A 23,077-nucleotide genomic window follows, 5' to 3' on the forward strand; every position below is an offset into this window, starting at 1 on the left:
GCCCGTGGCCGGCGGGCCGCACGGCCGAACTTTCCCGCTACTTTTGAAGCTTCACAACTTCACCTCCGCTATGCGCATCGACGAACTAGACCAGGAAGACGCCGACATTGATTGGTTTGCCGTGGACAGTCAGGGCCACGTCCTGCACGTGGCTTCCGGCGGCGGCATTCTGCCCGAATCGGTGGCGGCCTCCCAGGAAGTGCTGCTCGAATTGCACCAATATTTCCTGACCTTACCCGACACCACCGCTGCTGAGGCCGCTGCAGTGGAAGACGGGGCCGAGCAGGCCGGGGGCTACCAGAGCTTTGCCCGCTACGCCCGTCGCGGCCTGTTTTCCTTCGAGAAAACCCGCCTGCACGAGCGCGCCGACACCCGCTACCACCTCGTGGCCCGGCCGGTGGTGCCTTTGCTGGTCAGTCAGCTGCCCAAGCCGCTGGCGCAGCTGCTGAGCCGTACCCAGCTGCCGGAGGCGGTCGTCGGGTTCCGGCAGCTGGACGTTACCCGCATTCTGTAGGCAGTTGCTCCTCAGCGTAGCGGCTCAGGATGGGTTTTGCCACCGTCAGCTGACCGCAGGGATGGGGTTCTGCGTAGAGCCAGTGCACCACCTCCGTTATCTGTTCATGGAACCCAACCCCATTATTCCGGCCGGCGTCTTTGCCCGCATCGAGCACCAGGGCCAGCCCCTGACCGTCGTTAAAATTCAGGAAGCCTACCAGGGCGACGTAAGCCAGCTGCAGCGGGAACTGAGCACCGCCCTGGAGCTGGCTCCCGGGGCAGCCTTGCTGGTACTGCCCATCGAAGGCCCCCGTTGCTTAGTCAGGGCCAGGCCGAGCAGCTCTACAACGACTTTCTCTCGACCAATACCGCGGCCGTGGCCGAGCAGACCTGGCAGCCCATCTGGGGCTAAAAGCACTGCTCGATTAGTATCAATATGCGGCATTACCAGGGCCCGGCTACTCTAGCCGGGCTTTTTTGTGACCGGGCCTACTGTACCACGGTGGGCATGCAACCATCGGCAGCGCGAGTGAGTCATGCTCGGGTAGCCAGACGGCTGTATCTTAGCCTGCTTTTTCGTTTTTCACTTATCCTCTTTATGCGCATTATTACCCTTGTTACCGGGCTCCTGCTCGGCACCGCAGTGGGCGCTACGGCCCAAATGGCCCGGCCCCAGCAGCCCACCGGCCGCCCCGAGCACGAGTCGCTGCTCCGGCTGGGCAAGTCGGCCTCCGCTCCTACGGCGCGCCGCTTTACAAACAGCACCAAGCCCGGCCGGGCCGTGCACCACACCTGGAACTCGACCAACAACAGCTGGACCAAGGCCACGGTGGAAACCTACGCCTACGACAGCCAGGGTCGCCTAACCCAGGACGCAGTGGCCGACTCGGCTACCCAGGAGCCGCAGTACCGCAGCCTCTACAGCTACAATGCCCAGGGCCTGAACACGGAGGAAGTGTACCAGACCTGGAACGGCTCAGCCTGGGTCAACACCGGGCACTACGCGGTTATCTATGACTCCTATGGTAACATCACCGAGGCGTTGTACCAGGAGTGGACCGGCACGGCCTGGCGCACCAATGACGGCAGCCGTTACCAGCTGACCTACAACCCAGCCGGCGTGCTGCTTACTGAGGTAGTACAGGACTTCGACATGGGAGTTTTCGTCAATTCCCATAAGTTGACTTACACTGTGTCGGCCAACAACGAGTGGACCTCGATGGTGCAGCAAGCCTGGAAACAGGGTGCCTGGCAGGATGAAGCCCGCTACACCTACACCTGGCACAACTGGAGCAAGCGGCAGAACAGCACGGTGCTGGTGGAAATGTGGCAAAGCCAATGGCAGCCGGCGTCGCGCTATACGTATGTTTACGGGGCTAATGACAGCTATATCGTGACGGCCGAAGAGTTTCTTGCGACGGGTACCTGGCAGAACACCTTTCGCGACAAGCACACCTACGACACCCAGGGCTACAACACGGAGTACACCTCGGAAGAATGGAAAAACAACGCCTGGAGCCTGGAGTTCGGCCAACGTTTGGTGCTGCGTTACGCGGCCACGGGCGAGTTGCTGCGCCTGTTGAGCCAGGTGTATGAGCCCAACCGCAGCACCGGCTACATCAACTCCGACCTCTACACCTACTCGGCTTTTGTGCTGCTGACCAACAAGAGCAAAGCCGCTGGGGCACTGGCCGCCGAGGCCTACCCGAATCCGACTACCGGCCCGGTAACCCTGCGCTGGAATGGAGCCGCCCGCAGCGCCGAGGTACTCAACCCCCTGGGCCAGACCGTGCGCACGGTAGTGCTGCCAGCCGGCACCACCGCCCACACCTTCGATATGAACGGCCTGCCCGCGGGCGTGTACAGCATCCGGCTCCAAACCACGGCCGGTATTGTCAACCAGCGCCTGGTCAAGCAGTAAGGTTGCTGGCCCTGATGGGCAGTATTATAAAGCAAAAAGAGCCCGGCTGCCTAGCCGGGCTCTTTTTGTGGTAAGCAGTGTAGGTTGCCTAGCGGACGCTCAAAGCTGCGTGGGCAACTTCGCCGTTGGCCAGCGTGGCGCGCAGCTGGTATACGCCGGGCGTGAGGCCTTCGAGCGACACGGGGCAGGCACCCGCTACGGCGGGCAGCTGCTGCTCGCGCACCGTACGACCCAGGGCATCACTCAGCACCAGGCGCCCCCCACCGGCTGGCAGCGTGAGGGTAGCGCTGCCGGAAGCCGGGTTGGGGAACACGCTGAGCTTACTGGCAACAGGCGCTGTGCGAGTGCTAGCCACGGTGCCGCCCGCGCTGAGCTTGGCAACTATAGCGCCCAGGTCGCCGGTAGTAGCGGGCAGGTTGCCGAAGGTGATGCGGCCTACGACCGCGCCCGTAACGAAGGCATTGCCATCCTTGTCAGTGGCTAATCCTAGGCCGGTGGAAAGGTCGTCGGTAGTAGCGCCGTTGGCTTTATCGGCCCACAGCACGTTGCCGGGGCTGTCGAAGCGGGCCACGAACAGGCTTTCCCCACGCTGTTCAGAACCGTAGAGCCAAACGCTGCGGTGCCCTGGAAGCCTCCGGTCACGTAGTAACCGCCGCGGTTGTCGTAGGCTACCTCGTTGGCTACGTATTCACCTAGTGCGGAGGGCTTGATCCGCTTGGTCCAGACGGGGCTGCCCTGGGTAGTGAAGCGGGCCACGTAAATGCCGCTGTCATTGTCGTTGCCGATATCTACTCCATTGTAGAAGCCTGCCACCACGGGGTTGCCGTTGGCATCCACGGCTACGCTCAGGCCGCTGTCTTCGAAGGCATCACCGTCGCGCTGGGCCCACAGGATAACACCGGCCGGACTCACTTTGCACACATACATATCACTCTCGCCCGCGCTGGTGAGGCTGATGGTGCCAAAAGAGGCCGTTTGTCCAAAGCTTCCGGTAATGTAGGCATTGCCGGCCGCGTCCAGCGCCAGGTCGTTGGCCAGGCCCAGGGTCCCGATTACGTTTGTTTGCACCACGGTGCCGGTTGGCGACAAGCGAGCCAGAAAAATACCTTCCCCCGTCACTGTCGGGCCGCCAAAGCTAATGGCGTCATTGAAGTCGCCGGCAATAAGCACGTTGCCGCTGGCGTCGACAGCTACGCCCTGCGCGAAGGCACCTTCGCTGCCGCCCTGCCGGACCCACTGCAGCACGCCTTGGCCGTTGTACTTGGCGATGTAGGCATCGTTGCCGTCACTGGTGAGCGTGGTGCTGCCCAGGGTCAGATCATCGGCGAAGTACCCGACGATATACACGTTGCCGGCAGCATCGGCAGCCACGTTGCTATACACGTCACCGTTGGACGACTCCAAGGCAGTAGCCCAGGCAACGGTACCATCGGGGTTATACTTGGCCAGGAACATGTGGCCGTCGCCGGCCCCGGGTCCCTCCGTCAGCGTGACCGTGCCCAGCGTAATCGTGCCTTCGAAGAAGCCCGTCACGAACTGGCTACCGTCAGGCGCCAGGGCAATTTTACGGCCGAAGCTGCCGCTGTTGGCAGTCGCAGCGCCGACGCGCTGCACGCTGGCCCAGGTAGGAGCGGTTTGCGCCTGGGTTGCCAAAGAAGTCAGGCCCAGCAAGGCGAGCAGGCCCAGACGGGGCAGGAGCGGCTTAAAGGAAGTAGAAAACGACATAATAAGTGGGGTGGAATGAGATGAATAAGTAGTGTTTGAATAGTCCTTGGCAGGACGAAAGTGAGTCGAAGTTAGAAAGCCAAGTTTGATTACTAACCAGACAAACCGATATATACTGGAAAACCAGTAGAAAAAACGGTCTTTTGCCGCGCCTCAGGATACTTGACCAACGGGATAATTCAAGAGCTACCCGGGATTCAGAAAATACCAGCCAGCAGCTGCCTGATGGTACGGGTGTAGCACTCCGCTGCTATTTTGCGCCCTCGCTACCCCTATCCGTATGTCTGCTTCCTCCCAACTACAGTTTCTGGGTCACGCCAGCTTCCGCATTACTACGCCCGAGGGCCGCATCATTCTGCTCGACCCCTGGCTGACCGGCAACCCCTACGTGCCCGCGGCGCTGCGCACGCCCGAGCGCGCCGACCTGGTGCTCATCACCCACGGCCACGACGACCATTTCGACCCCGAGCTGCCAGCGCTGCTGGCCCGAACCGGGGCCCGGGTGGTGGCTCCGGCTCCGGTGCGCTTTTACCTCGCTGAGCAGGGCGTGCCCGCCGAGCAGTTGGAGCCCATGAACGTGGGCGGCGGCATCGACGTGCTGGATCTGCGCCTGACCATGACCGTAGCCCACCACGCGGCCCACGTTGATTTGCCCGGTTCTAAAACCGGCTTTCAGCACGAGGCCGTCGGCTACATCCTGCACCTGTCGGACGACGTGGTGCTTTATGCGGCCGGCGACACGGCCCTGTTTGGTGACATGCGCCTGCTGGCTGAGCTCTACCAGCCTACCGTGGCCCTACTGCCCATTGGTGACCGGTACACGATGGGGCCGCGCGAAGCCGCCGTGGCTGCCCGCCTGTTGCAGGTGCGCCACGTGGTGCCGTTCCACTACGGCACGTTTGCCTCACTGCTGGGCACGCCTGAGCAGCTCCGGCAGCACCTCTCGCCCGCCGATGCAGTAGAAGTTCACGAGCTGCAAGCCGGCGCTGTCCTGGACCTTGGAAGTCTGTAGGTAATACAAGAGGTAATACAAGCGGGCGGGAGGCTGCTGATAGGACGGCGCAGTAGCGAGTTCCGAAAGATTTTTTTCAGCAAGAGTTCAGGTCACTTGGCGCAGCATAATGGAGGCTGCAATGCCTGTCCTGATTCACTCTCTTTTAAGCTCAAATCAAAGCCTAGGTGGTTTTTACCCGGTCGACGGCAAAGGGAAGTTCGGCTTTTTAGAGGTGGGGCTGGACCTAGTAAAAAGGTTCTGGCCGCTGCTTTTCTATTCTGAGCTTGCCCCTTGACATACGCCGTCTTCCGGCTCGACTGTAACGAGTGTTAACAGCCCACCAACAAGCTGGGCACTAGGCCCGTGCCACGGTGGGCAGGACGAAATTCTTTTTCTTGGATAATGTCATTTATAAATAAGATTTAATAATTTCATTTTTAGAACAAGTAGTTGGATCGTGGTACCGGGCTCCGGTTGCAGTTGTACGGAGAGGTTGAGTAGCGAGTCGCAAAGGCGCTACCGTTTGAAGTTGGACATACAGCAGATTGTTAACATCTTAGCTAAACCCAGGCCTGTATTATAAGCGGGTTCTGACTATGGTGCGGGCCGCTGCCCTCGTGCGGCCTTATCGTTATGCTTCCTGGCCCTGCTCCCGGTGTGGAGCTACGGCAATTCTGCCAGTTGTCGGCCTCTTCCCTTTCTTACTCAGCTAGTCTTCCCCTACTCCGCGGCAAGGTCGCGGCCGGGCTTCCCTTTGACTTTACCATTTCACTTTTCACCCATTTTTCTCATTCTCCCATCCGCGCCGCGCTACTATGAAACAACTCTTCCTCACTTTCGCCCTCTTTCTGCTGGCCTCCGCTGCTACCCTTGCCCAAACCCCGACCTGGAGCTGGCTGCGTACTGTGGAAGGCGTCAATTCCATAACCGATATTGCCTGCGCGCCCACCGGAGATTTTTACCTGACGGGCCGCTTTGATAACCGCCTGCAACTCGGCAACCGCGTGCTCACCAGCCCCGGCCCTTGCCTGTACATAGCCCGCCTCGACGCCAGCGGGCAGGTGCAGCAAGTCACTCAGTTCAACGTGAGCATTGACGGGCTGCCCAACAGCCTGGCTGTGGACCGCAACGGCAACTGCTACCTGACGGGTTCTTTCCGTGGCACGCTTAGCCATGGTCGCAACACCCTGCTCGTTTCCCAGACTCTGGACGCGGCCGACGTGCTGCTGCTCAAAACTACCCCGACGGGCACGGTTAGCTGGGCGCGGCAGGTTAGCAGCACCGCTCCCGACCGGAACACTACTCCGAACCAGGGCTGGTCGGTGGCCGTGGACGCCAGCGGCAACAGCTTCGTAACGGGCACGGTGAGTGGGGCCACCGTCCGCTTTGGCAGCTTGAGCTTCAGCAACCGCCAAAACCGGGCGTTTCTGGCCAGCTATTCCTCCCAGGGCGCGGTGCGCTGGGCCAAGGTGTGGGACGCTCCCGCCGGAGCTTACGCGCTGAGCGCGGGCCGGGCCACGGTGGTCGACGGGGCTGGCAACTGCTACGTGAGCGGCAATTTCTTTAACACGCTGACCATCGACGGCACCACCCTGCAGCCCGCCAACTCCGACAGCAACCTGTTTCTGCTGCGTTTTGATGCCGCCCAGGGCCAGCTGCGGTGGGCGCTGGCCCCGGCCGGCTCCGGCGACGGACGCAGCCTGGGCACCGATGCCGCCGGCAAAGTCTATCTGGCCGACAGCTTTAGCGGCACCACATCCTTTGGGACTAGCACGCTCACCAGCACCGGCAGCGCCGACATCTTCGTGGCACGTTACACCCCGCAGGGTCAGGCGGAATGGGCTACGGCCCTGGGCGGCCCCAACTACGACTTCCCCACCGATATTGCCGTGGATAAGGCCGCGGGCTGTGCCTACCTCACCGGCTCCCAGGCCAACGGGCAGGCCTTCATCACCCAGTTGCAGGCCACTGGGCAAGTGGCGCGCACCACGCTAGTGGGCGGCCCCGGCAGCAGCACCGGCACCAGCCTGATTCTGGACGGGCGCAACACGGTATACACGGCGGGCATTGCCACGGGCAGCTGCCAGTTTGGTCCTTATGCCACTTCCAGCCCCGCCACGGCCGGCTATCTGGCCCGTTTGGAAAGTGCCGGTACGCGCCGGGAAGTCCAGCCTGCCCCGCTGGTGACGAGCGTATTTCCCAACCCGGCGCAGGGCCGCTTTACGCTCCGCATCGAGGCCCCGGTGGCTGATGAGGCATTTAAGGCTACGCTCCTGAGCCCGTTCGGGCGCGTTGTGGCCCAGCAAACCCTGCACACTACGGCCGGCAATACCGATGCAACGTTTGATACCGCCGGCCTGCCCGGTGGCCTGTACGTGCTCAATCTGGAGCATAATCAGCAAGTGACGACGCAGCTGGTGAACGTGCGCTAAGGGCTGATATACGCGCCTGGCTAGAGCCGTCCGCTTGGCTGAATTCTCAGTTGGGCGGGCGGCTTATGCTTTTTCCCTTTGGCTGGTTGGTAGAAGACAAAATCCGGCCGGGCTGGTTTAAGAAGGATTGTAGGCTGCTACTTTACTTCTAAGATGGATTTACAACTCACCAATAAACTGGCGCTGGTTACCGGCTCCACGGCCGGTATCGGACTGGCTATTGCCCAACGCCTGGCCGCCGAGGGCGCCGAAGTTATTCTGACCGGGCGCACCACGGCCCGCATCGACGAGGCCCGGGCTGCTATTCTGGCCGCCACGCCCGAAGCCCGGGTGCGGGGCGTCGCCGTCGACTTCGGCAAGGCCGAAGAGGTACAGAACCTGCTGCGGGAAGTGCCCACGGTAGACATTCTGGTGAACAACGTGGGCATTTTCGAGCCCCGGCCTTTCGCCGACATCACCGACGAGGAATGGCTGCGGTTTTTCGAGGTGAACGTGCTGAGCGGGGTACGGCTGTCCCGGCAGTATTTCCCGCTGATGCTGGCCCAGAACTGGGGCCGGATTCTGTTCATCTCCAGCGAATCGGGCCTGCAGATTCCCGAGGAAATGATACACTACGGCACCACCAAAACCGCCCAGCTCGGTGTAGCCCGCGGCATGGCTGAGCTGACTAAAGGCACCAACGTCACGGTCAACTCGGTGCTGCCGGGACCTACGGCTTCGGAAGGCGTGCAGGAGTTTCTGGCCAAGCTCTCGGCCGAAGGCAAAACCAAGGAGGAAGCCGAGCACGACTTTTTCCAGAATGCCCGGCCCTCGTCGTTGCTACAGCGCTTCGCCACCCCCGACGAAATTGCCACGATGGTAGCCTACCTGGCCAGCCCCCTGGCCGCGGCCACCAACGGCGCCTCCGTACGCGTCGACGGCGGCGTGATTCGCAGCATTGCCTAGCAGCTTCGCTATTCTGTGATTTACAAAAAAGGGCCTCCCGGTAGCGGGAGGCCCTTTTTGTTTACACTTTCAAAATCAGCTTCGGCTTAAAACCAGATGAGCACCACCAAGGCTACTACGGCCAGCAGGAAGCCCACCACCGCCGTATTGACGCGCATCTCCGGGGAGCGGCCCGGCAGCAGGCCTAGCGTGGCTACCACCAGCAGCACTCCGAGCAATGGGCTAAACGAGCCGTAGATATTGCCGCCCGAGGCCTTAAAAATAGGGTACTCGCCCAACGTAGTGGGCGGGGCACTGATGCGGCGCACTACGCCCAGCAGCGGCGTTTGGCTTACCGTTACCTGCATGCCTTCACGCACACGGTGCCCATAGCGGCTGGGCACCCGAAACGCCGTGCGGGCGTGGTCACGTCGTAGGCCATCTGCGGGTCGGAGGCCGACGAAGACACGGACACAATCTGCCGGGTCAGCACGGTTTCGCGGGCAAACTCCCGCGGGGGCAGTAGCCAGTCGAGGGCCAGCAGCAGGCAAAACGCCACCAGGGCCAGGTTGAGCCAGCGGGCGGCCGGGGCATAGCGCGCCATCATCAGCGCCGTGGGGTCGGGCGGCAACTCGGGCTCGGGCTCCTGGGCCAGCAGCACGTTGTAGGCCAGCCGCCGGCCCGGGTGCGTCAGAATTTCGTAGCCCGTGTGCACTTCCCGCAGGCGGGCCTGCATGGCCGGGTCGGCGGTACGGCGGCTCAGGCGGGTTTTCTGGCGCTGGTACGCCTGCTCAATTTCAACCTGCGAGGCGGTAACATCCACACCCAGAAGGCGGTAATAATCCTGCATACCCGGATTCGTTCAAGGAAAGCCTTAAAATAACGAACCCCGCCCGACGGCCCTATAGCCCAGCCATTTAATTTCTCGGCTTCAGTCCGGGTTTGGGCAGCCAGTTAGCGGAACAGCGCCAGCAGGCTGCCGCGTTGCCGCGTCGGGCTCTGGTAGTGCTTATAGATGGGGCGGTGAACGTAACGACGACCCCGCTGCCGGGCCCGCTGGTAAGGCGTGTCAGCCACTGCGCTCAGCGAAGCACACAACAACAGCAACACGGCCACGAAAGTAGAAACCCGGCGGAATACGGAAATACGCATGACAAAAGCGGTGAAAGGTGGGAGAAGAATGGTTACGACGCCGACCGGCAGCGCCTTATTTCTTTCAAAGAGAAGCAACTAGCCGCAGCCCTGTCAGGCTTTTGGCTGAGCGCCTCGTTTTCATCTGCCAAAGGCTATATTTTCTATCCGGCGTAGTAGGGCGAAGCTGGTCGGGGCCCGGCCCGCTAGCTGACTTACCTTAAAAATTCTGGAAGGCGGAGTACAACTTTCAATGTATGACGTATATTTACGTCATACTTCATAGTTCATCATGACCTTTTCAAAAAGTGCCGATTTTACCGCCGACCAGCAGTACCTGGCCCGCATGGCCAAAGCCCTGGCCCACCCGGCGCGGGTGGCCATCATTCAATTGCTGGCGGCCAAGCAAACCTGCATTTCCGGTGATATTGCCGCCGAGCTGCCCTTGTCGCGCACCACAGTGTCGCAGCACTTGCAGGAGCTGAAAGCCCTGGACCTGATTCAGGGCGAAATCGACGGGCTAACGGTCTGCTACTGCCTCAACACGGAGCTGCTGCGCGCGGTCTACCAGCAGTTTTCGGCCTTTTTCGAAGTGGCTACAAGCACTACGGCCGGGGGCTCAGCGGAGGCCTGCGCCTGCTAGCTCGTTTCTTTTTCAAGAATTTTTCCATCCTATACTCCCACTCCTTACGACCATGAAAATCTCCGAAATGAAGCAGAGCCTGGCCGGGCTTGCGGCCGTCAACTTCCGACTGCCCGGCGGCGAATACCTGCCCTCCCACTTTCATGTGACCGAGGTAGGCTTGGTGAGCAAGCATTTTATTGACTGCGGCGGAGTAGAGCGGCGGGAAACCGTGGCCAACTTCCAGCTCTGGGAAGCCGGCGACTACGACCACCGCCTGGCACCCCAGAAGTTTCTGCACATCCTGACTTTGTCGGAGAAAATTCTGGCCGGGAAGACCTGGACATCGAGGTAGAGTATCAACAGGAAACCATCGGCAAGTTTGGCCTGACCTTCGACGGCCAGGACTTCGTTTTGACGCCCAAGCAAACGGCCTGCCTGGCCCAGGATGCCTGCGGTATTCCTGCCCACCTGCAGGCTTTGCCCCAGCTGCAGGTAGCGGGATGCGCCCCGGGCGGCGGGTGCTGCTAAAGCAGCTTTTCAGCTAAGCCTAGCAAAACGCCGCTAAGCAGCAGAAAATCTTCTTTTTCCCGATTAAAACGCCGGCCTGCTACGGCGGGCCGACTACGTTTGCCATTAAAGCTACCTACACTCTGCCATGACGATTTTGCCCTTTACTGCCGCCCATTGGCCCGAGGCCCAAGCCATTTATGAAGCTGGTCTGGCCACGGGCAACGCCACGTTTCAAACCACCGCACCCAGCTGGGACGAATGGGACCAGGGCCACCTGCGCCACAGCCGCCTGGTAGCCGTAGACGACGCGGGCCGGGTGTTGGGCTGGGCGGCGCTGTCGCCGGTATCGGGGCGCTGCGTGTACGGGGGCGTGGGGGAAGTAAGCGTGTACGTGGCCGCCGATGCTCGGGGCCAGGGCGTGGGCCGGCAGCTGCTGGCAGCGCTGGTAGCCGAGTCGGAAGCCCAGGGAATGTGGACCCTGCAGGCCGGCATATTCCCCGAAAACACGGCCAGTATCCGCCTCCACGAAGCCGCCGGATTTCGACTGGTGGGCCGCCGGGAGAAAATCGGGCAGTTGGGTGGCATCTGGCGCGACACGGTGCTGCTGGAGCGTCGCAGCAGCGTAGTAGGCGCCGCCCAGCCCACGGTATAACGGCCCTTAGCACAGCCCGAAATGGTTTTGCGGTAAGCCTAAACTCTATCCAAAAAGCCCCGGTGTATGGCACGTCGGGGCTTTTTGGGCTGTAGGGCCAAGTCAGCGGCTACTGGTAGCGGGAGCAGCCGGGCGGCCCAGGAGGCGAAGCAGCTTCCCGACATTGTCTACCTCGTACGCGTCCGGCTGGGCAGCTACTAGCTTGCGGATGCCGCGCCGGGACCGGCAACCAAAGGTGACCACAGCCAGCCCAGCTGCGTGGGCCTGCGCCGCATTTTGCGGGGTAGTAAGCTCTTCGTTGAGTACCACGGCATCTACTTTTTCAGCCTGGGCTACGGTCAGGTTAGCCGCGTATTGACTGGTAATTTCGTAGCCCAGGGGCAAAGCGGGCCACAGGCGGCGAAAGTGCTGCAGGGTCGATACCCGGTCGGACACAATCAGCACGCGGCCGGCGGGCACCTGGTAGCGCTGTAGGCACCGGACTATTTGCCGAGCCAGGGCCGCTGAGTTGCGCCGGGTCTGGTCGGGGAAAGGCAGGGCAAGGATTCGTGCAAATCCAGATGCAGGTAGGGAAACTGCGGCCGCCGGGCCAGCCGCGCCAGCAGCGTATCCAGGGTTACCAGCCGCTCGTGCTGAAACCAGTCGTAGGGCCAGCCGCCGCGAAACTGCAGATGCGTCAGCTCGGCCGCGGAATACTCGTTGGTGCAGCCCTTGCCGGTTTTGGTCATGGTATCGAGTGTCGTGTCGTGGTAGAGCACCGGCACGCTGTCCTGGCTGAGCTGCAAGTCGATTTCCAGCCCCTCGGCCCCATCCCGCAGGGCTTTCAGCTCGCTGCGCAGACTACTCGGCGGCAAAGGATTAAACGGATTCAGGGCGTAAAAAACCCCGAGCCGGCATGGCCTAGCACCACCATTTGCCCCGGCACTCGCCGCAGCGACTCCCCCACGGATTGCGCCTCCACCACCGTTCGGAGCAGGTATACACCCAGCATTACAACCCCGCATTTGATTTTCATACTCTGCCTGAGCTCTTGCCTGATAACCTGCCGGCCCAAGCATCTAACAAGCTTCGGGCAAAGTGGTTAACACCCCGCTAGGCGTACCCACTCATTGATATCCCGCTCCCTTAGGTTGAAGGCAGTACGGTAGTCAGCCATTCAAATAGTACCTGGTAGACGTGGGCCCGCACCGCCGGTCGGGAAAGCACCAGGTCATGAATGCCGCCGGGAATGGCCTGCACCGTTACGCGCGGCCCCAGCCGCGGGCTTAGCTCCCGAATGTGGCGCACATTCAGCACGCCATCGGCCCGGGTGTACTGCTCCCTGTCGCCGGAGGAAGTCACAGTTTTGTCGGAATGCAGCACCAGGATGGGCTGCGGAATGCTCAGCCCACGGGCTACGCGGCGGTGCCCGGCATGAATGGCCCGCAGCCAACCCAGCTTCACGGGGAACACCTCGATAGGCTTCCAGGTCAGATTATAGTCCCACTCGCCCTGGTACTGCTGGTGCAGGCTGCGCCCGTACTCGGTGGGCAGATTAGCTGGCAGCTGAAAATCAGGTGCTACGCGGCCCAGCCGGGCAGCCAGGGGCACGCCGAGGCGACGGTTAAGCCAGTTTTGGTGCATGTCCAGAAACGGGCTATTCAAAAACAGGGCCGCCAGCTGCTCCCGCTGAGCGCCTTCCTGGGCGTAAAGAGCCGTAATAAGGCCCCCGTGGAATGCCCGTTGAGCACGATGGCAGTACAGCCTTCGGCCTGCATCCTAGCCAGCGCCGCGTCCAGATCGGGAAAGTACTCCTGCAGGTCGCGCACGTTGTTGGGTGCCTGATGGGCCAGCCAGGAACGGCCGTACTTGCGCAAATCCAGGGCGTAGAAGCGGAAGCCGTGGCGGCGGTACTCCAGGGCCATGTCGCGCTGGAAAAAGTAGTCGGTGAAGCCGTGTACGTACAGCACCGCCCGCGGGCCCGGGGCCTGCTCCCGCAGCCGCACCAGCGTGCACACCACCGCGCCTTCGTAGTCGGCGGGCTGCTGAATGACTTGCTGCTCAAACTCGGAACCCAGCACATCGGGTTGGTAATGGGACTCAGCCATGATATAGACTTAAGGCAAACGGATTTAGCGTGAAGAAATTAATGAGCCCTGGCCCAAGATATTATCCGGCTTATAGTGCTTACAAGGGCTTAAAACTGCGAGTAACTGCCAAGGGAAGCTCAACCGTATTTATCTTCTATATAGTATACTTTCCATTAGGAATCTGCCGTTCTTTGATACAGCTCAGCTTGGCCGTAGTATCTGCTATACGCTTTTCCCGGGCTCCCGTCTCATGCGAATCCTTTTTCTGGCTGCCAGCCTATGGATGCTGGTGGCCGCTTGTCCGCCCAACCCGGCGCTGCGGGAATATCAGCTCACCTACCCCCGCGTAAAACTGGCCTATGCCCGCAAGTGGCCCCAGTTGCAGCAGTTGCTGCGCGGCCGCCGCATCGACCCGGCCCGGTTGGAGGTGTTTTTCCGGGTGTTCAAGATTGGGCGGCGGCTCGAAGTCTGGGCGCGCAACCAGGGCGACGCCACGTTTCAACTGCTGCGCAGCTACCACGTGGCCGGCACCTCGGGCAGCCTGGGCCCCAAGCGCCATGCCGGCGACAATCAGGTACCCGAGGGCTTCTACCACATCGACCGGTTCAACCCCATCAGCACGTATTACATGTCGCTGGGCCTGGACTATCCCAACGCCTCGGACCGGGCTCTGGGCGGCCCCGACCCCGGCAACCACATCTTCGTGCACGGCTCCGACGTGACGGTAGGCTGCCTGCCCATCACCGACGACTGCGTGCAGGAAGTATACCTGCTGGCCCTGGAAGCGCGCTGCGCCGGGCAGCAGGATCTGCAGATTCACATCTTCCCCTTCGAGCTGAACGCCCAGAATATGGAGCGGTATCAAACCAACAAGCACTACAGCTTCTGGCAGAGCCTGCAGCCCGGCTTTGCTTATTTTGACCAACATCTGACGCTGCCAACCGTGGAAATCCAGGCGAATGGCGCGTATGTGGTGCGCTAAATGAACACTAGGACAACCCGGATTTGTAGGTACCATCCCCAAGTTGTTACTTTTACCAGTATACCAATTTGAGGAAGTATTTTCCTGTAGAAAATTTGTCTAGTGTGAATAAAATAACTTTTGAAGCCGATGCATTGGCTTATAAGTATAAGCATGAAAAAACCAGAGATACTGTGTATAGCTTGGCTGTTTTTCTCCTCATAATACCAGGCCTATTTTGGTATTTCTATTCCGGCAACAACAACCTAGTACTATCACTAGCACTAAATATATTTCCTACTATCCTGGCTGTATTTTTATTTTATTACATCCCTGTCGTTGTCAGAGCCAAACGCATAAATAAACTAGCAAAAACAATCATTATTGACCACAGTACGGGCAACATCGAAATCACAACATTCTCATTCCTGTGGACCAAAAGCAAGACTATAACCTATACAAAGTACGTATCCACAACTGCTCCCGACGGCAAACTAGGCCTGGCGTACAAACTAATTGACTGCTTAACCTCGGTAGAATGTCTTATTATAAAGGATTTTTGGTACAGCAACTGGAAAACAATGAATAACTATATAAAACTAGACACCTCATCGGCACCTGACTAATACTGCAAGCAAGGGCTAAGGCTGATATAATATTGCATTGCTATTTTTGCCAGCGTAGTCTATCATGTCTCTCACCCATGAATAATTCCTCCATTCAACTGCGCGAATCAGCCGTCATTGTGCCCGTGTACCGCGACGCGGCCGGGGAGTTGCAGCTGGTACTGGTACGGCGCGGGGAACGGGGCATTCACGGCGGGCAGCTGGCGTTTCCTGGCGGCAAGCGCGACCCGGAAGACGAGTCGTTGCTGGCTACAGCCCTGCGGGAAGCGGAGGAAGAAGTGGGGCTACAACCCACCGACATCCGCGTTCTGACCGCGCTGCCCGAGCTTAGCACGTTTACCGGCGGCTTCCACATTGCGCCCTTTCTGGCTAGCATCCGCCGGCCCGAAACGTGGTGGTGGCAGGCTCCCGAAATTGCCGAAGTACTCGAAATCAGCCTGCGCACCCTAGCTGATCCGGCTACTCACGTGCAGGAATGGTGGCAGCTGCCGGGCTGGGAGCAGCGGATGCTGGTTGACTATTACCGCGTGGGGCCCTACCAGCTTTGGGGCGCCAGCTACCGGATTATTCAGCCCCTGGTAGCGCGGCTGCTGGCCGGGGAGTGGGCTATTTAGAGGGTAGCGGGTTCTGCCCTGTATAAAAAGGCCAGGCATTGCAGCGGCGCATTTTTCCGCCTTTCTTGTGGTAACCAATGCCCTGCCGGGACTACGCTGCATGCACGCCAACGCCTACCCTACCCGCAAGCCGCTCCTGGCATTTCTGGGCCTTACCGTGCTGGTTGTTCTGGTGGAGCTCCTCATAACCCGGCACCGGCAGTTTACCACCGTACCTGCCCTGCCCCTGGCCGTTACCTTCGACCTGGTGGTGGGCTTGCCCCTGCTCTACTACTTCTGCCTCGTGCGCCCCTACCGGCTCAGCCCCTTTACGCTGACTGGGGCTTTTGTGGCTGCCGTAGCCCTGGCCACCGTGGTGCTGCCCGCCCCGCAGCAAACGTACCTAGCCTGGGTGCGGCAGTCATGGGTGCTGGCCGAGCCGCTGTTGGGGCTGCTAATGCTCTGGCGCCTGCGAAGCCTGATTCGGGCCTACCGCCTGGCGCGCAGCCAGCAGCCCGATTTGGCTCTAAACCTGGAAGCTGCCTTTCAAACGGTTTTCGGAACTCCGCTCCGGCCCGTGGTGGGGGAAATACTGATGCTCCGCTACGGCCTGTTTTTTTGGCTTAGGGCACCTGAGCCCGGCTGTGGGCAGCGCTTCACGGTGCACCGTGAATCAGCTTTCGTAGCCATTCTGGGCACCCTGCTGCTGGTAACGGTGGCCGAAGCCCTTGCCGTACACTTTTTGGTGGTCCGTTGGAGCTACGGGGCGGCCGTTGTCTTGCTTGTCCTGAGCCTTTACAGCCTGATCTTTCTGGTGGGTCACCTGGCCGCGGCCCTGCAGAAGCCCGTAGTGGTAGATGCCGACTACGTGCGTATCCGGGTCGGCCTGGTGTGGTCGTTTACGGTGCCGCGGGCGGCTATTGCCCGCGCCGAGCTGCTGCGTGACCCTGACAAGCTGCCCGCCGCCACCCTTAACCTTGCCAAACCCCTGCTGACGCCTCCCAACGTGCTGCTTACCTGCCACGTACCCATTACGGTCACCGGCATCTATGGCCTACGCACAACCACTTGCACCCTGGCCCTGTACGTAGACGCGCCCCAGGACTTTGTAGGCATTCTGACCACCGCCATACGGACCACTTCGGCCTAAATTCCCGGACTACTCACCCTTGCCCTGGGCCCGGGCCGCAGCTCAGTACAGTTTGGCACGGATTTCAATTCTTACTTTGCCGCTGCGCAGCCGCCAACCATCAGGCTGCGTAGAGCTTCCCGTATATGAAACGTCTGTCCCTTTTTCTGCTTTTCCTGGCCAGTCTGGCCGCTTCTGCTCCCGCCCGCGCCCAGGGCGAGCAATCCATCTGGTACTTTGGCGGGCAGGCAGGCCTGAAGTTTTCCGGCACGGCCGCCCCTACCCCCTTGCTCGATGGCAAGATGAGTACCTACGAAGGCTCCTCGGTGGCTACCAACCAGCAGGGCCAGCTGCTGTTCTACACCGATGGCGAAGTGGTCTACAACCGCAAGCACCAGATTATGCTCAACGGCAAGGGTCTGATGGGCAGCAAATCTAGCAGCCAGAGCGCCCTAATTGTGCCCGACCCCGGCAGCGGCAACGTGTTCTACATCTTCACCACGGCACCCCAGGGCGGCAAGAACGGCATGCGCTACTCCGTAGTGGACATGACCCGGGAGGATGGCTTTGGCGACGTGCCCCGGGCCAATATGCTGCTCATTTCGCCGGTGGCCGAGAAGCTGGCCGCCGTGAAGCACAAAAACGGCCGCGACATCTGGGTGGTGGGCCACCGCTGGAATTCTAATGCCTTCGTCTCCTACCTGGTTACGGCCGACGGCGTCGAAACCAAGCCCATTCTGAGCAACGTGGGCAGTATGAACGCCGGACCGGGCCGCAACGCTATTGGCAGCCTGAAATTCTCGCCCGATGGTCGCAAAATCGCCTCGGCTATCTGGCGGGAAAGCAACAAATTCGAGGTGTTTGACTTTGACAACATGACCGGCAAAGTCAGCAACCCGCGGCAGTTTGGCACCTACGAGGAAGCCTACGGCGTGGAGTTTTCCCCCGATGGCACCAAGCTCTACGGCACCTGCAACGGCAAGGGCGGTGGGCAAGCCGAAATCTGGCAGTTCGACCTGACGACCAAAAGCAAGGAAAACGCGGTAAAAGTGGGCACCTCGGCCAACCGCAAGATTGGCGCCCTGCAGCTGGGGCCCGACGGCAAAATCTACGTGGCCCGCGAAGACAACCCTTTCCTGGGCCTCATTCAGGACCCCAACGCTGCTGGCAAAGCCTGTGGCTACGTGGACGATGGCCTGAAGCTGGGAGGCCGCCGCAGTAAGCTTGGCCTGCCCAACTTCGTGCGCTAAGCCCTGATTCATTAGCTTGAAGCCGGCTTTCGTCGGCCCAAAAAGCCCCGGCCGCTTAGGCGGCCGGGCTTTTTTATAGCCGCAGGTGGAGCTTATTTTTCAGCTTTCCGAAAATAAGCTCCACCTGCGGCCAACTAGCTTAGTGTAAATGCCGGCGGATGCGGCTGAGCGTTTCCGTTGTTATACCCAGGAAGGAGGCTATCATGTGCTGGGGCACGCGCAGTGCCAGCCCGGGATATTTCTGCAGAAACTCCCGGTACTTTTCCTCGGCCGAGTAGCTGATGGCCGAGTGGATCCGGCCTTGAGCGGCCACAAAGCTGCGGTACAAAATGTCATTGACGACTTTATCGAGGGGCGGCACCTCCCGACGCAACTGGGCAAAGTCCTCCTTTTTGATTTGAACTACCACCGAGTCCTCAATAGCTTCGATGTTGAAGCGCGAGGGCAGCCCCGTGGTGAGGCTTTCCTGGTCGCCGGCCCACCAGTTTTCAACCGAGAAGTACATGGTATGCTCGGCCCCTTTAGGATCCACAGAATAAGTGCGCAGGCAGCCCGCCGTTACGAAAGAATGGGCAAGCAGCACGTCGCCGGCCTGCAGCAGATACTGGCGCTTCCGCAGCGGCCGCAGCACACTCGCAGCCCGAACACGCTCCAGATCTTCCGCCGTAAAATTGGCCTTGCTTTGCAGATAGGTAGCAAACACATCAAACATACGCCAACGAAGGTAGCACACCGCCCAGGAATTTTCCTTGAGCAGCGCGCTACCTTCGTTTGAGTTTTCAGCTAGCCCTCACTGCCAACCGCGGAGCAGTGTTGGCAGTGAGGGCTACCTACTGGGGCACTTAGACTGTGTATTTGGTCAGCCACTTGGCCTTGATGGCCGCCCGGGCGTCGATGAACTCTTTGTCGGTACCTTCGGCAATGGCATCGATTGGGTAGCGCAACGGGCGCGTGCCGTCGGGCATGTCCACCAGGTGCAAGACGCCGTCGGCAATGGCCTGAGGGTTCATGTCGAAGGCAACCATTTTGCCATACAGCCCGGCGCCCATAGCGTTGAACTTATCAGCGGCCGCCTCGCCGTACTCGGCCACAATGGCTTCCTTATCGGCATTAACGCCGGGCTTGACGCCCGAATTCATTTCCGTAGGATACACGCCGGGCTGGATGCTGACGTTCTCGATGTTGTAGTCGCGCAGTTCGTCCTGCAGCCCTTCCGTCACGCTTTCCACCGCAAACTTCGAAGCCAGATACGGAATCATGAAGGGCAACGTGTGGCCGCTGGCGCCCGAGGTAATGTTGATAACCAGACCCTGCTTGGCCTGCCGCATAGCCGGCAGCACGGCCTGGTAGGTGCGCAACACGCCGTAGAAATTCACGTCGAACATGCGACGAATCTGGTCGAGGGAATAAGCTTCCAGCAGGCCGTAGCCGGTCACGGCGGCGTTGTTGATCAGCACGTCGATGCGGCCGTGTCGGGACAGGGCCTGAGTTACGGCCTGCTGTACCGAGTCGTCGCTGGTAACGTCGAGCTCTACGACTTCCACGCGGGGCAAAGCGGCCAGTTCTTGAGCTACGGCGGCATTCTTGCCGGTGGTTTCGCGCATGGCGGCCAGCACGGTGTGGCCGGCAGCAGCCAGGGTGGTAGTCATGAGCTTACCAAAGCCCGTGCTGGTACCGGTGATTAAGATGATTTTGGACATGACGTAGTACGTGGTTTTGCGGAATGAAAAAGGGTGAGTCGGCGCCACTTCGGCGGGTTATTCCGACAGCACAAAGGTGGCGCAGCCCCACCCCGCAGTCCTTTGACATTTATCAAAAAAGCCCGCTGACAAATGTCAACGGGCCCACGTTCAGCTACTGCTCAAAGCAGCTAAAAACCACTCGTATTCATCGTAAATCACCTTTTCGCCTAGCTCATCCCGCCGGCAATGCTATTCCTTGATTTCCCCGAACCGGAACCGGACGAAACCGGCCGCTACCGAGGCGTAGGGGTTCTTATCGGCCAGCAGGCCCGGCACATCACGGGTGCTGACCCGAATTCGTAGATGCTTGTGGTGAAGGTGACGCCCAGCGGCAGGGCAAAGCCGTAACCGGCCCCGCCCGCAATACCGCTGCTCAGCCGCAGGTACTTGGTGGGCTTGAAGTCGATGCCGGCGCCTACGAAGGGACTGGGAATGTTGCCGGCCACCTCATTTAGCGGCAAGGTCACGTCGAGGCCCAGCTCCAGGCGGTTGGTGATACGCAGGCCGGCCCCGGCCCGCAGCTTGGTGGGCAAGTCGGCGCGGTACTCCTGGCTGGGCTGGTACACAAACACGCTGTCGGTGCCGGAGGCAAAAATCTTGGTGGCCTCGGCCAGGAAGTCGTAGTTGTCGACGCCGTTGGAGCGCAGCTTCTTGAGCTTCTGGTCGGAGGCGGTCAGCAGGTTGCCTTCCCAGGTCATGTGGCCCAGGTCGGTGACGGACAGGCTGGCCCGCAGCATTTTGCCGGCTTCCATAGCCAGGCCCAAATCGAAGCCGTTGCCTTTGCCCACCGGCTGCAGCCCATTGCCCCGCTCCTGCCGGTTGAAAGAAGCGTTGCTTACTACTTTGCCGTAGTCAATATCGAACAGCGGCGACATAGCGCTGTAGGCCGTAATCTTGCCCGGCTCGATGCGCACGTCCACAATGCCCACGCCCTGAATATAGCGGTAGCCCGCGCCCCCGACAGCCGGAACAGCGGCAGGGTAACCAGGCGGCGGGCAAAGGCAAAGTTGAACTCGTTGTACCAGGTACCTTGAAACGTGGTGCCGGCCAGCGACTCGGTTATCAGCGGCGAGGTGGCGGGGTTATAGTTGGCATAAATTGGGGCTTCCTGACCCAGAAACAGGATTTCGGCCGCGTTCTTATTCAGGCCCATGTGGCCCACCATACGCTGCCGGTTGCTGAAGGCAAAGCTGCCCAACACCGGAAAGGAAGCCGACACGGCCACCGTAGTCACATCAGCGTTGAAGTTGAAGGTGTTGTCGGACGTAAAAGCCTGGGCCAGCTCCAGCTTGTCGGCCTTGGTCAGGGCTTGGTCGGAGTTGCGCAGAAAGCGCCAGGCTTGGCTGCGCGTCAGCGACTGGGAGCTGATGCCCACGCCGCCTTCCCCGATGGAAAAAGCCACCACCGCGTTGTTCATGCGGGCCATGTTGGCCGGGTTTACCCCGATGGCCTGGTAGTCGCTGGCGAAGGTATTAGCTACGCCGCCCCGTCCCACAATGGAGAAAGAACTCATCTCAGTCTGGGCCCGCAGGCTGGTGGCGGCCAGCAGCCCCAGGCCGGTTAGCAGGGCAAAACGAATATTTTTCACGGGGCAGAAAGAGGATAAGAAGTCGAAGGCCGATAATCTTCAAGCCATTGATTGCAAAAAGCTTACAACTAAATACTGACTGACAGCGTGCCGGGTTCACCGGAAGTGTGGTCGGCGCCCGTTATTTTGCGTACCAGCAGGATTTGTCGTGCCGGCAAATGTAAACCTCTTCCGGCCTTGGCAGTTGCCAGCACCGGGCTTTCTTTCCAAAACTCCCCTCTCTTGGCTAAGCGCTTTTCCGTTGACGAGTACGCCGAAGGCATCCTGGCCGGCAACCGCATGGTGCTGAGTCGGGCCATTACGCTCGTGGAAAGCACCCTGCCCTCCGACCAGCGCCTGGCCGAGCAGGTTCTCGACCGGGTGCTGCCCCATGCCGGCCGCTCGGTGCGGGTGGGTATTACGGGCGTACCGGGCGTGGGCAAAAGTACGTTTATCGAAGCCCTGGGCTTGGCGCTGCTCACGCAGGGCAAGCGCCTGGCCGTACTGGCCGTCGACCCCACAAGTCAGCGCAGCGGCGGCAGCATCCTGGGCGACAAAACCCGGATGAACCAGCTGGCCGCTCACGAGCGGGCCTACATCCGGCCTTCGCCGGCGGGCCGCAGCCTGGGTGGCGTTACGCGCAGTACCCGCGAGGCCATGATCTTGTGCGAAGCCGCCGGCCACGACGTTATTTTCATCGAGACCGTGGGCGTGGGCCAGAGCGAAACCGCCGTGCACGGCATGGTCGACTTCTTTCTACTGCTCATGCTGGCCGGGGCCGGCGACGAGCTGCAGGGCATCAAGAAAGGCATTATGGAAATGGCCGATGCGGTAACCATTACCAAAGCCGATGGGCAGAACGAAACGGCTGCCAAGCTGGCCCGCCGCGAGTACCAGAACGCCCTGCACCTGTTCCCACTGGCTCCCTCGGGCTGGCAGCCGGTGGTGACCATCAGCTCGGCCCTGAGCGGCCGGGGCGTGCCCGAGGTGTGGCAGGTGGTAGAGCAGTACGTGCAGCAAACCCAGCAGAGCGGCTACTTCCAGCAGCGCCGGCAGGAGCAAAACCTGCACTGGCTCTACGAGGCCATTCGCCAGGGCCTGGAAGAGCAGTTTTATGCCAAGGCCAGCGTGCAGCAGCATTTGCCCGCTCTGCGCCAGCAGGTAATTGACGGCAGCAAATCGGCCTTTGGGGCCGCCGCTGAGCTGTTGGGCTTATAAGCCGCGCTGCACTTCCAGCAAGTCCCACTTATTACCGTAGAGGTCGGCAAAGACGGCCACGTGGCCGTAGCTTTCCTGGCGGGGCTCCTCCAGAAACTGTACGCCCCGGGCGTGCAGGCGGTGGTAGTCAGCCCAGAACTCGGCGGTGTGCAGAAACAGGAAGACCCGGCCGCCGCACTGGTTACCAACGGCTTTTTCCTGGTCTTCGCCTTTGGCCTGGGCCAGCAGCAGCCCGGTTTCGGCGCCGGGAGGCACTACGCGTACCCAGCGTTTGCCCTGACTCAGGTCAGTATCTTCCAGGAGCCGGAAGCCCAGCACCCCGACGTAATAAGTCAGGGCCTCGTCGTAGTCACGCACTAATAAGGCTATAGAACCTAGCTGCATTGTTGAAGTCGGATAGAGGGTGGTAGTGGCTTTGCCTTACGGGGTTCGTGCGCCCGAGCAGGTTTGCGGCGGGTTTGGCAAATGGATATTTTTCCCTGGTTTCTCCTAAAGCTACGCCACAAAAAAAGA

27 protein-coding genes and 1 pseudogene are annotated in these 23,077 nt (G+C 60.5%); 14 read left to right on the forward strand and 14 right to left on the reverse strand.

Annotated features, from left to right (window positions below; genetic code table 11):
* Positions 1-43: 43 nt before the first annotated feature.
* The 3 genes from MUN79_RS26705 to MUN79_RS26715 all read left to right on the forward strand — a co-directional run bounded on the left by MUN79_RS26705 (position 44) and on the right by MUN79_RS26715 (position 2,416).
* The gene (locus MUN79_RS26705) at positions 44-514 is read left to right on the forward strand and encodes a hypothetical protein (protein WP_244675510.1); all 471 of its coding nucleotides are present in this window, start codon (positions 44-46) and stop codon (positions 512-514) included.
* Between the two features lie 106 nt (positions 515-620).
* Positions 621-962: a hypothetical protein gene (locus tag MUN79_RS26710; RefSeq protein WP_244675511.1), complete on the forward strand. Its 342-nt coding sequence runs from the start codon at positions 621-623 to the stop codon at positions 960-962.
* A gap of 131 nt (positions 963-1,093) precedes the next feature.
* Positions 1,094-2,416 (forward strand): T9SS type A sorting domain-containing protein, encoded by a 1,323-nt coding sequence (locus MUN79_RS26715; RefSeq protein ID WP_244675512.1) that lies wholly within the window; start codon positions 1,094-1,096, stop codon positions 2,414-2,416.
* An 88-nt stretch (positions 2,417-2,504) separates the two neighbouring features.
* Here the strand turns inward: MUN79_RS26715 and MUN79_RS26720 are convergent, their stop codons facing one another.
* Complete coding sequence (locus tag MUN79_RS26720) at positions 2,505-2,960, reverse strand: T9SS type A sorting domain-containing protein (RefSeq protein ID WP_244675513.1); 456 nt, start codon at positions 2,958-2,960, stop codon at positions 2,505-2,507.
* Entirely contained in the window at positions 2,903-4,141 is a 1,239-nt protein-coding gene (locus MUN79_RS26725; RefSeq protein WP_244675514.1) for an NHL repeat-containing protein, read from the reverse strand. The genes MUN79_RS26720 and MUN79_RS26725 overlap by 58 nt, the downstream gene beginning before the upstream one ends.
* Before the next feature lie 280 nt (positions 4,142-4,421).
* Here MUN79_RS26725 and MUN79_RS26730 point away from each other — a divergent pair, with 280 nt between their 5' ends.
* From MUN79_RS26730 to MUN79_RS26740, 3 genes are all read left to right on the forward strand, one after another.
* Entirely contained in the window at positions 4,422-5,153 is a 732-nt protein-coding gene (locus tag MUN79_RS26730) for a metal-dependent hydrolase (protein ID WP_244675515.1), read from the forward strand.
* Positions 5,154-5,950: 797 nt separating this feature from the next.
* Positions 5,951-7,567, forward strand: coding sequence for a T9SS type A sorting domain-containing protein (locus MUN79_RS26735; protein WP_244675516.1), 1,617 nt, complete (start codon positions 5,951-5,953; stop codon positions 7,565-7,567).
* A 153-nt stretch (positions 7,568-7,720) separates the two neighbouring features.
* On the forward strand, positions 7,721-8,512 hold the full coding sequence (locus MUN79_RS26740) for an SDR family NAD(P)-dependent oxidoreductase (protein WP_244675517.1): 792 nt from the start codon (positions 7,721-7,723) through the stop codon (positions 8,510-8,512).
* An 86-nt stretch (positions 8,513-8,598) separates the two neighbouring features.
* Here MUN79_RS26740 and MUN79_RS26745 read toward each other — a convergent pair whose 3' ends face one another.
* The 3 genes from MUN79_RS26745 to MUN79_RS26755 all read right to left on the reverse strand — a co-directional run bounded on the left by MUN79_RS26745 (position 8,599) and on the right by MUN79_RS26755 (position 9,643).
* On the reverse strand, positions 8,599-8,871 hold the full coding sequence (locus MUN79_RS26745) for a hypothetical protein (RefSeq protein WP_244675518.1): 273 nt from the start codon (positions 8,869-8,871) through the stop codon (positions 8,599-8,601).
* Positions 8,850-9,341 carry a J domain-containing protein gene (locus MUN79_RS26750; protein ID WP_244675519.1) on the reverse strand — a complete coding sequence of 164 codons (492 nt, stop codon included), beginning with the start codon at positions 9,339-9,341 and terminating at the stop codon, positions 8,850-8,852. Before MUN79_RS26750 ends, MUN79_RS26745 begins: the two co-directional genes overlap by 22 nt.
* 104 nt (positions 9,342-9,445) lie before the next feature.
* Positions 9,446-9,643 (reverse strand): hypothetical protein, encoded by a 198-nt coding sequence (locus tag MUN79_RS26755; RefSeq protein ID WP_244675520.1) that lies wholly within the window; start codon positions 9,641-9,643, stop codon positions 9,446-9,448.
* Between the two features lie 271 nt (positions 9,644-9,914).
* On the opposite strand from MUN79_RS26755, the gene MUN79_RS26760 reads away from it, so the two are divergent.
* From MUN79_RS26760 to MUN79_RS26770, 3 genes and pseudogenes are all read left to right on the forward strand, one after another.
* Positions 9,915-10,265 (forward strand): ArsR/SmtB family transcription factor, encoded by a 351-nt coding sequence (locus MUN79_RS26760; RefSeq protein ID WP_244675521.1) that lies wholly within the window; start codon positions 9,915-9,917, stop codon positions 10,263-10,265.
* Positions 10,266-10,332: 67 nt separating this feature from the next.
* A pseudogene (locus tag MUN79_RS26765) lies at positions 10,333-10,775 on the forward strand (DUF6428 family protein).
* A 127-nt stretch (positions 10,776-10,902) separates the two neighbouring features.
* Complete coding sequence (locus MUN79_RS26770; RefSeq protein WP_244675522.1) at positions 10,903-11,409, forward strand: GNAT family N-acetyltransferase; 507 nt, start codon at positions 10,903-10,905, stop codon at positions 11,407-11,409.
* A 102-nt stretch (positions 11,410-11,511) separates the two neighbouring features.
* On the opposite strand, the gene MUN79_RS26775 is transcribed toward MUN79_RS26770, so the two are convergent.
* The 4 genes from MUN79_RS26775 to MUN79_RS26790 all read right to left on the reverse strand — a co-directional run bounded on the left by MUN79_RS26775 (position 11,512) and on the right by MUN79_RS26790 (position 13,496).
* On the reverse strand, positions 11,512-11,868 hold the full coding sequence (locus MUN79_RS26775; protein ID WP_244675523.1) for a hypothetical protein: 357 nt from the start codon (positions 11,866-11,868) through the stop codon (positions 11,512-11,514).
* 23 nt (positions 11,869-11,891) lie between these two features.
* Positions 11,892-12,263, reverse strand: coding sequence for a glycerophosphodiester phosphodiesterase (locus MUN79_RS26780; RefSeq protein WP_244675524.1), 372 nt, complete (start codon positions 12,261-12,263; stop codon positions 11,892-11,894).
* Between the two features lie 271 nt (positions 12,264-12,534).
* Entirely contained in the window at positions 12,535-13,032 is a 498-nt protein-coding gene (locus tag MUN79_RS26785; RefSeq protein WP_244675525.1) for an alpha/beta fold hydrolase, read from the reverse strand.
* A 17-nt stretch (positions 13,033-13,049) separates the two neighbouring features.
* The gene (locus MUN79_RS26790) at positions 13,050-13,496 is read right to left on the reverse strand and encodes an alpha/beta hydrolase (protein ID WP_244675526.1); all 447 of its coding nucleotides are present in this window, start codon (positions 13,494-13,496) and stop codon (positions 13,050-13,052) included.
* Positions 13,497-13,728: 232 nt separating this feature from the next.
* On the opposite strand from MUN79_RS26790, the gene MUN79_RS26795 reads away from it, so the two are divergent.
* The 4 genes from MUN79_RS26795 (at position 13,729) to MUN79_RS26810 (ending at position 18,037) form a co-directional block, all read left to right on the forward strand.
* Positions 13,729-14,460 carry a L,D-transpeptidase family protein gene (locus MUN79_RS26795; RefSeq protein WP_244675527.1) on the forward strand — a complete coding sequence of 244 codons (732 nt, stop codon included), beginning with the start codon at positions 13,729-13,731 and terminating at the stop codon, positions 14,458-14,460.
* 682 nt (positions 14,461-15,142) lie between these two features.
* The gene (locus MUN79_RS26800) at positions 15,143-15,679 is read left to right on the forward strand and encodes an NUDIX hydrolase (RefSeq protein ID WP_244675528.1); all 537 of its coding nucleotides are present in this window, start codon (positions 15,143-15,145) and stop codon (positions 15,677-15,679) included.
* A gap of 67 nt (positions 15,680-15,746) precedes the next feature.
* Entirely contained in the window at positions 15,747-16,808 is a 1,062-nt protein-coding gene (locus MUN79_RS26805) for a hypothetical protein (protein WP_244675529.1), read from the forward strand.
* 125 nt (positions 16,809-16,933) lie between these two features.
* Positions 16,934-18,037 carry a YncE family protein gene (locus MUN79_RS26810; RefSeq protein ID WP_244675530.1) on the forward strand — a complete coding sequence of 368 codons (1,104 nt, stop codon included), beginning with the start codon at positions 16,934-16,936 and terminating at the stop codon, positions 18,035-18,037.
* Between the two features lie 139 nt (positions 18,038-18,176).
* On the opposite strand, the gene MUN79_RS26815 is transcribed toward MUN79_RS26810, so the two are convergent.
* The 4 genes from MUN79_RS26815 to MUN79_RS26830 form a co-directional block, all read right to left on the reverse strand.
* Positions 18,177-18,749, reverse strand: coding sequence for a Crp/Fnr family transcriptional regulator (locus tag MUN79_RS26815; protein WP_244675531.1), 573 nt, complete (start codon positions 18,747-18,749; stop codon positions 18,177-18,179).
* Positions 18,750-18,879: 130 nt separating this feature from the next.
* Positions 18,880-19,737: an SDR family oxidoreductase gene (locus MUN79_RS26820; protein WP_244675532.1), complete on the reverse strand. Its 858-nt coding sequence runs from the start codon at positions 19,735-19,737 to the stop codon at positions 18,880-18,882.
* Positions 19,738-20,012: 275 nt separating this feature from the next.
* Positions 20,013-20,708 (reverse strand): DUF5723 family protein, encoded by a 696-nt coding sequence (locus MUN79_RS26825; protein WP_244675533.1) that lies wholly within the window; start codon positions 20,706-20,708, stop codon positions 20,013-20,015.
* Positions 20,618-21,367 carry a hypothetical protein gene (locus MUN79_RS26830; RefSeq protein WP_244675534.1) on the reverse strand — a complete coding sequence of 250 codons (750 nt, stop codon included), beginning with the start codon at positions 21,365-21,367 and terminating at the stop codon, positions 20,618-20,620. Before MUN79_RS26830 ends, MUN79_RS26825 begins: the two co-directional genes overlap by 91 nt.
* A 222-nt stretch (positions 21,368-21,589) precedes the next feature.
* Here MUN79_RS26830 and meaB point away from each other — a divergent pair, with 222 nt between their 5' ends.
* Entirely contained in the window at positions 21,590-22,564 is a 975-nt protein-coding gene (gene meaB, locus MUN79_RS26835) for a methylmalonyl Co-A mutase-associated GTPase MeaB (protein WP_244675535.1), read from the forward strand.
* On the opposite strand, the gene MUN79_RS26840 is transcribed toward meaB, so the two are convergent.
* Positions 22,559-22,948, reverse strand: a complete 390-nt coding sequence (locus tag MUN79_RS26840) for a VOC family protein (RefSeq protein ID WP_244675536.1) — start codon at positions 22,946-22,948, stop codon at positions 22,559-22,561. The genes meaB and MUN79_RS26840 overlap by 6 nt on opposite strands.
* Positions 22,949-23,077 lie beyond the last annotated feature (129 nt).

Origin of the sequence: Hymenobacter cellulosilyticus, assembly GCF_022919215.1 — a bacterium.
GTDB lineage: Bacteria > Bacteroidota > Bacteroidia > Cytophagales > Hymenobacteraceae > Hymenobacter > Hymenobacter cellulosilyticus.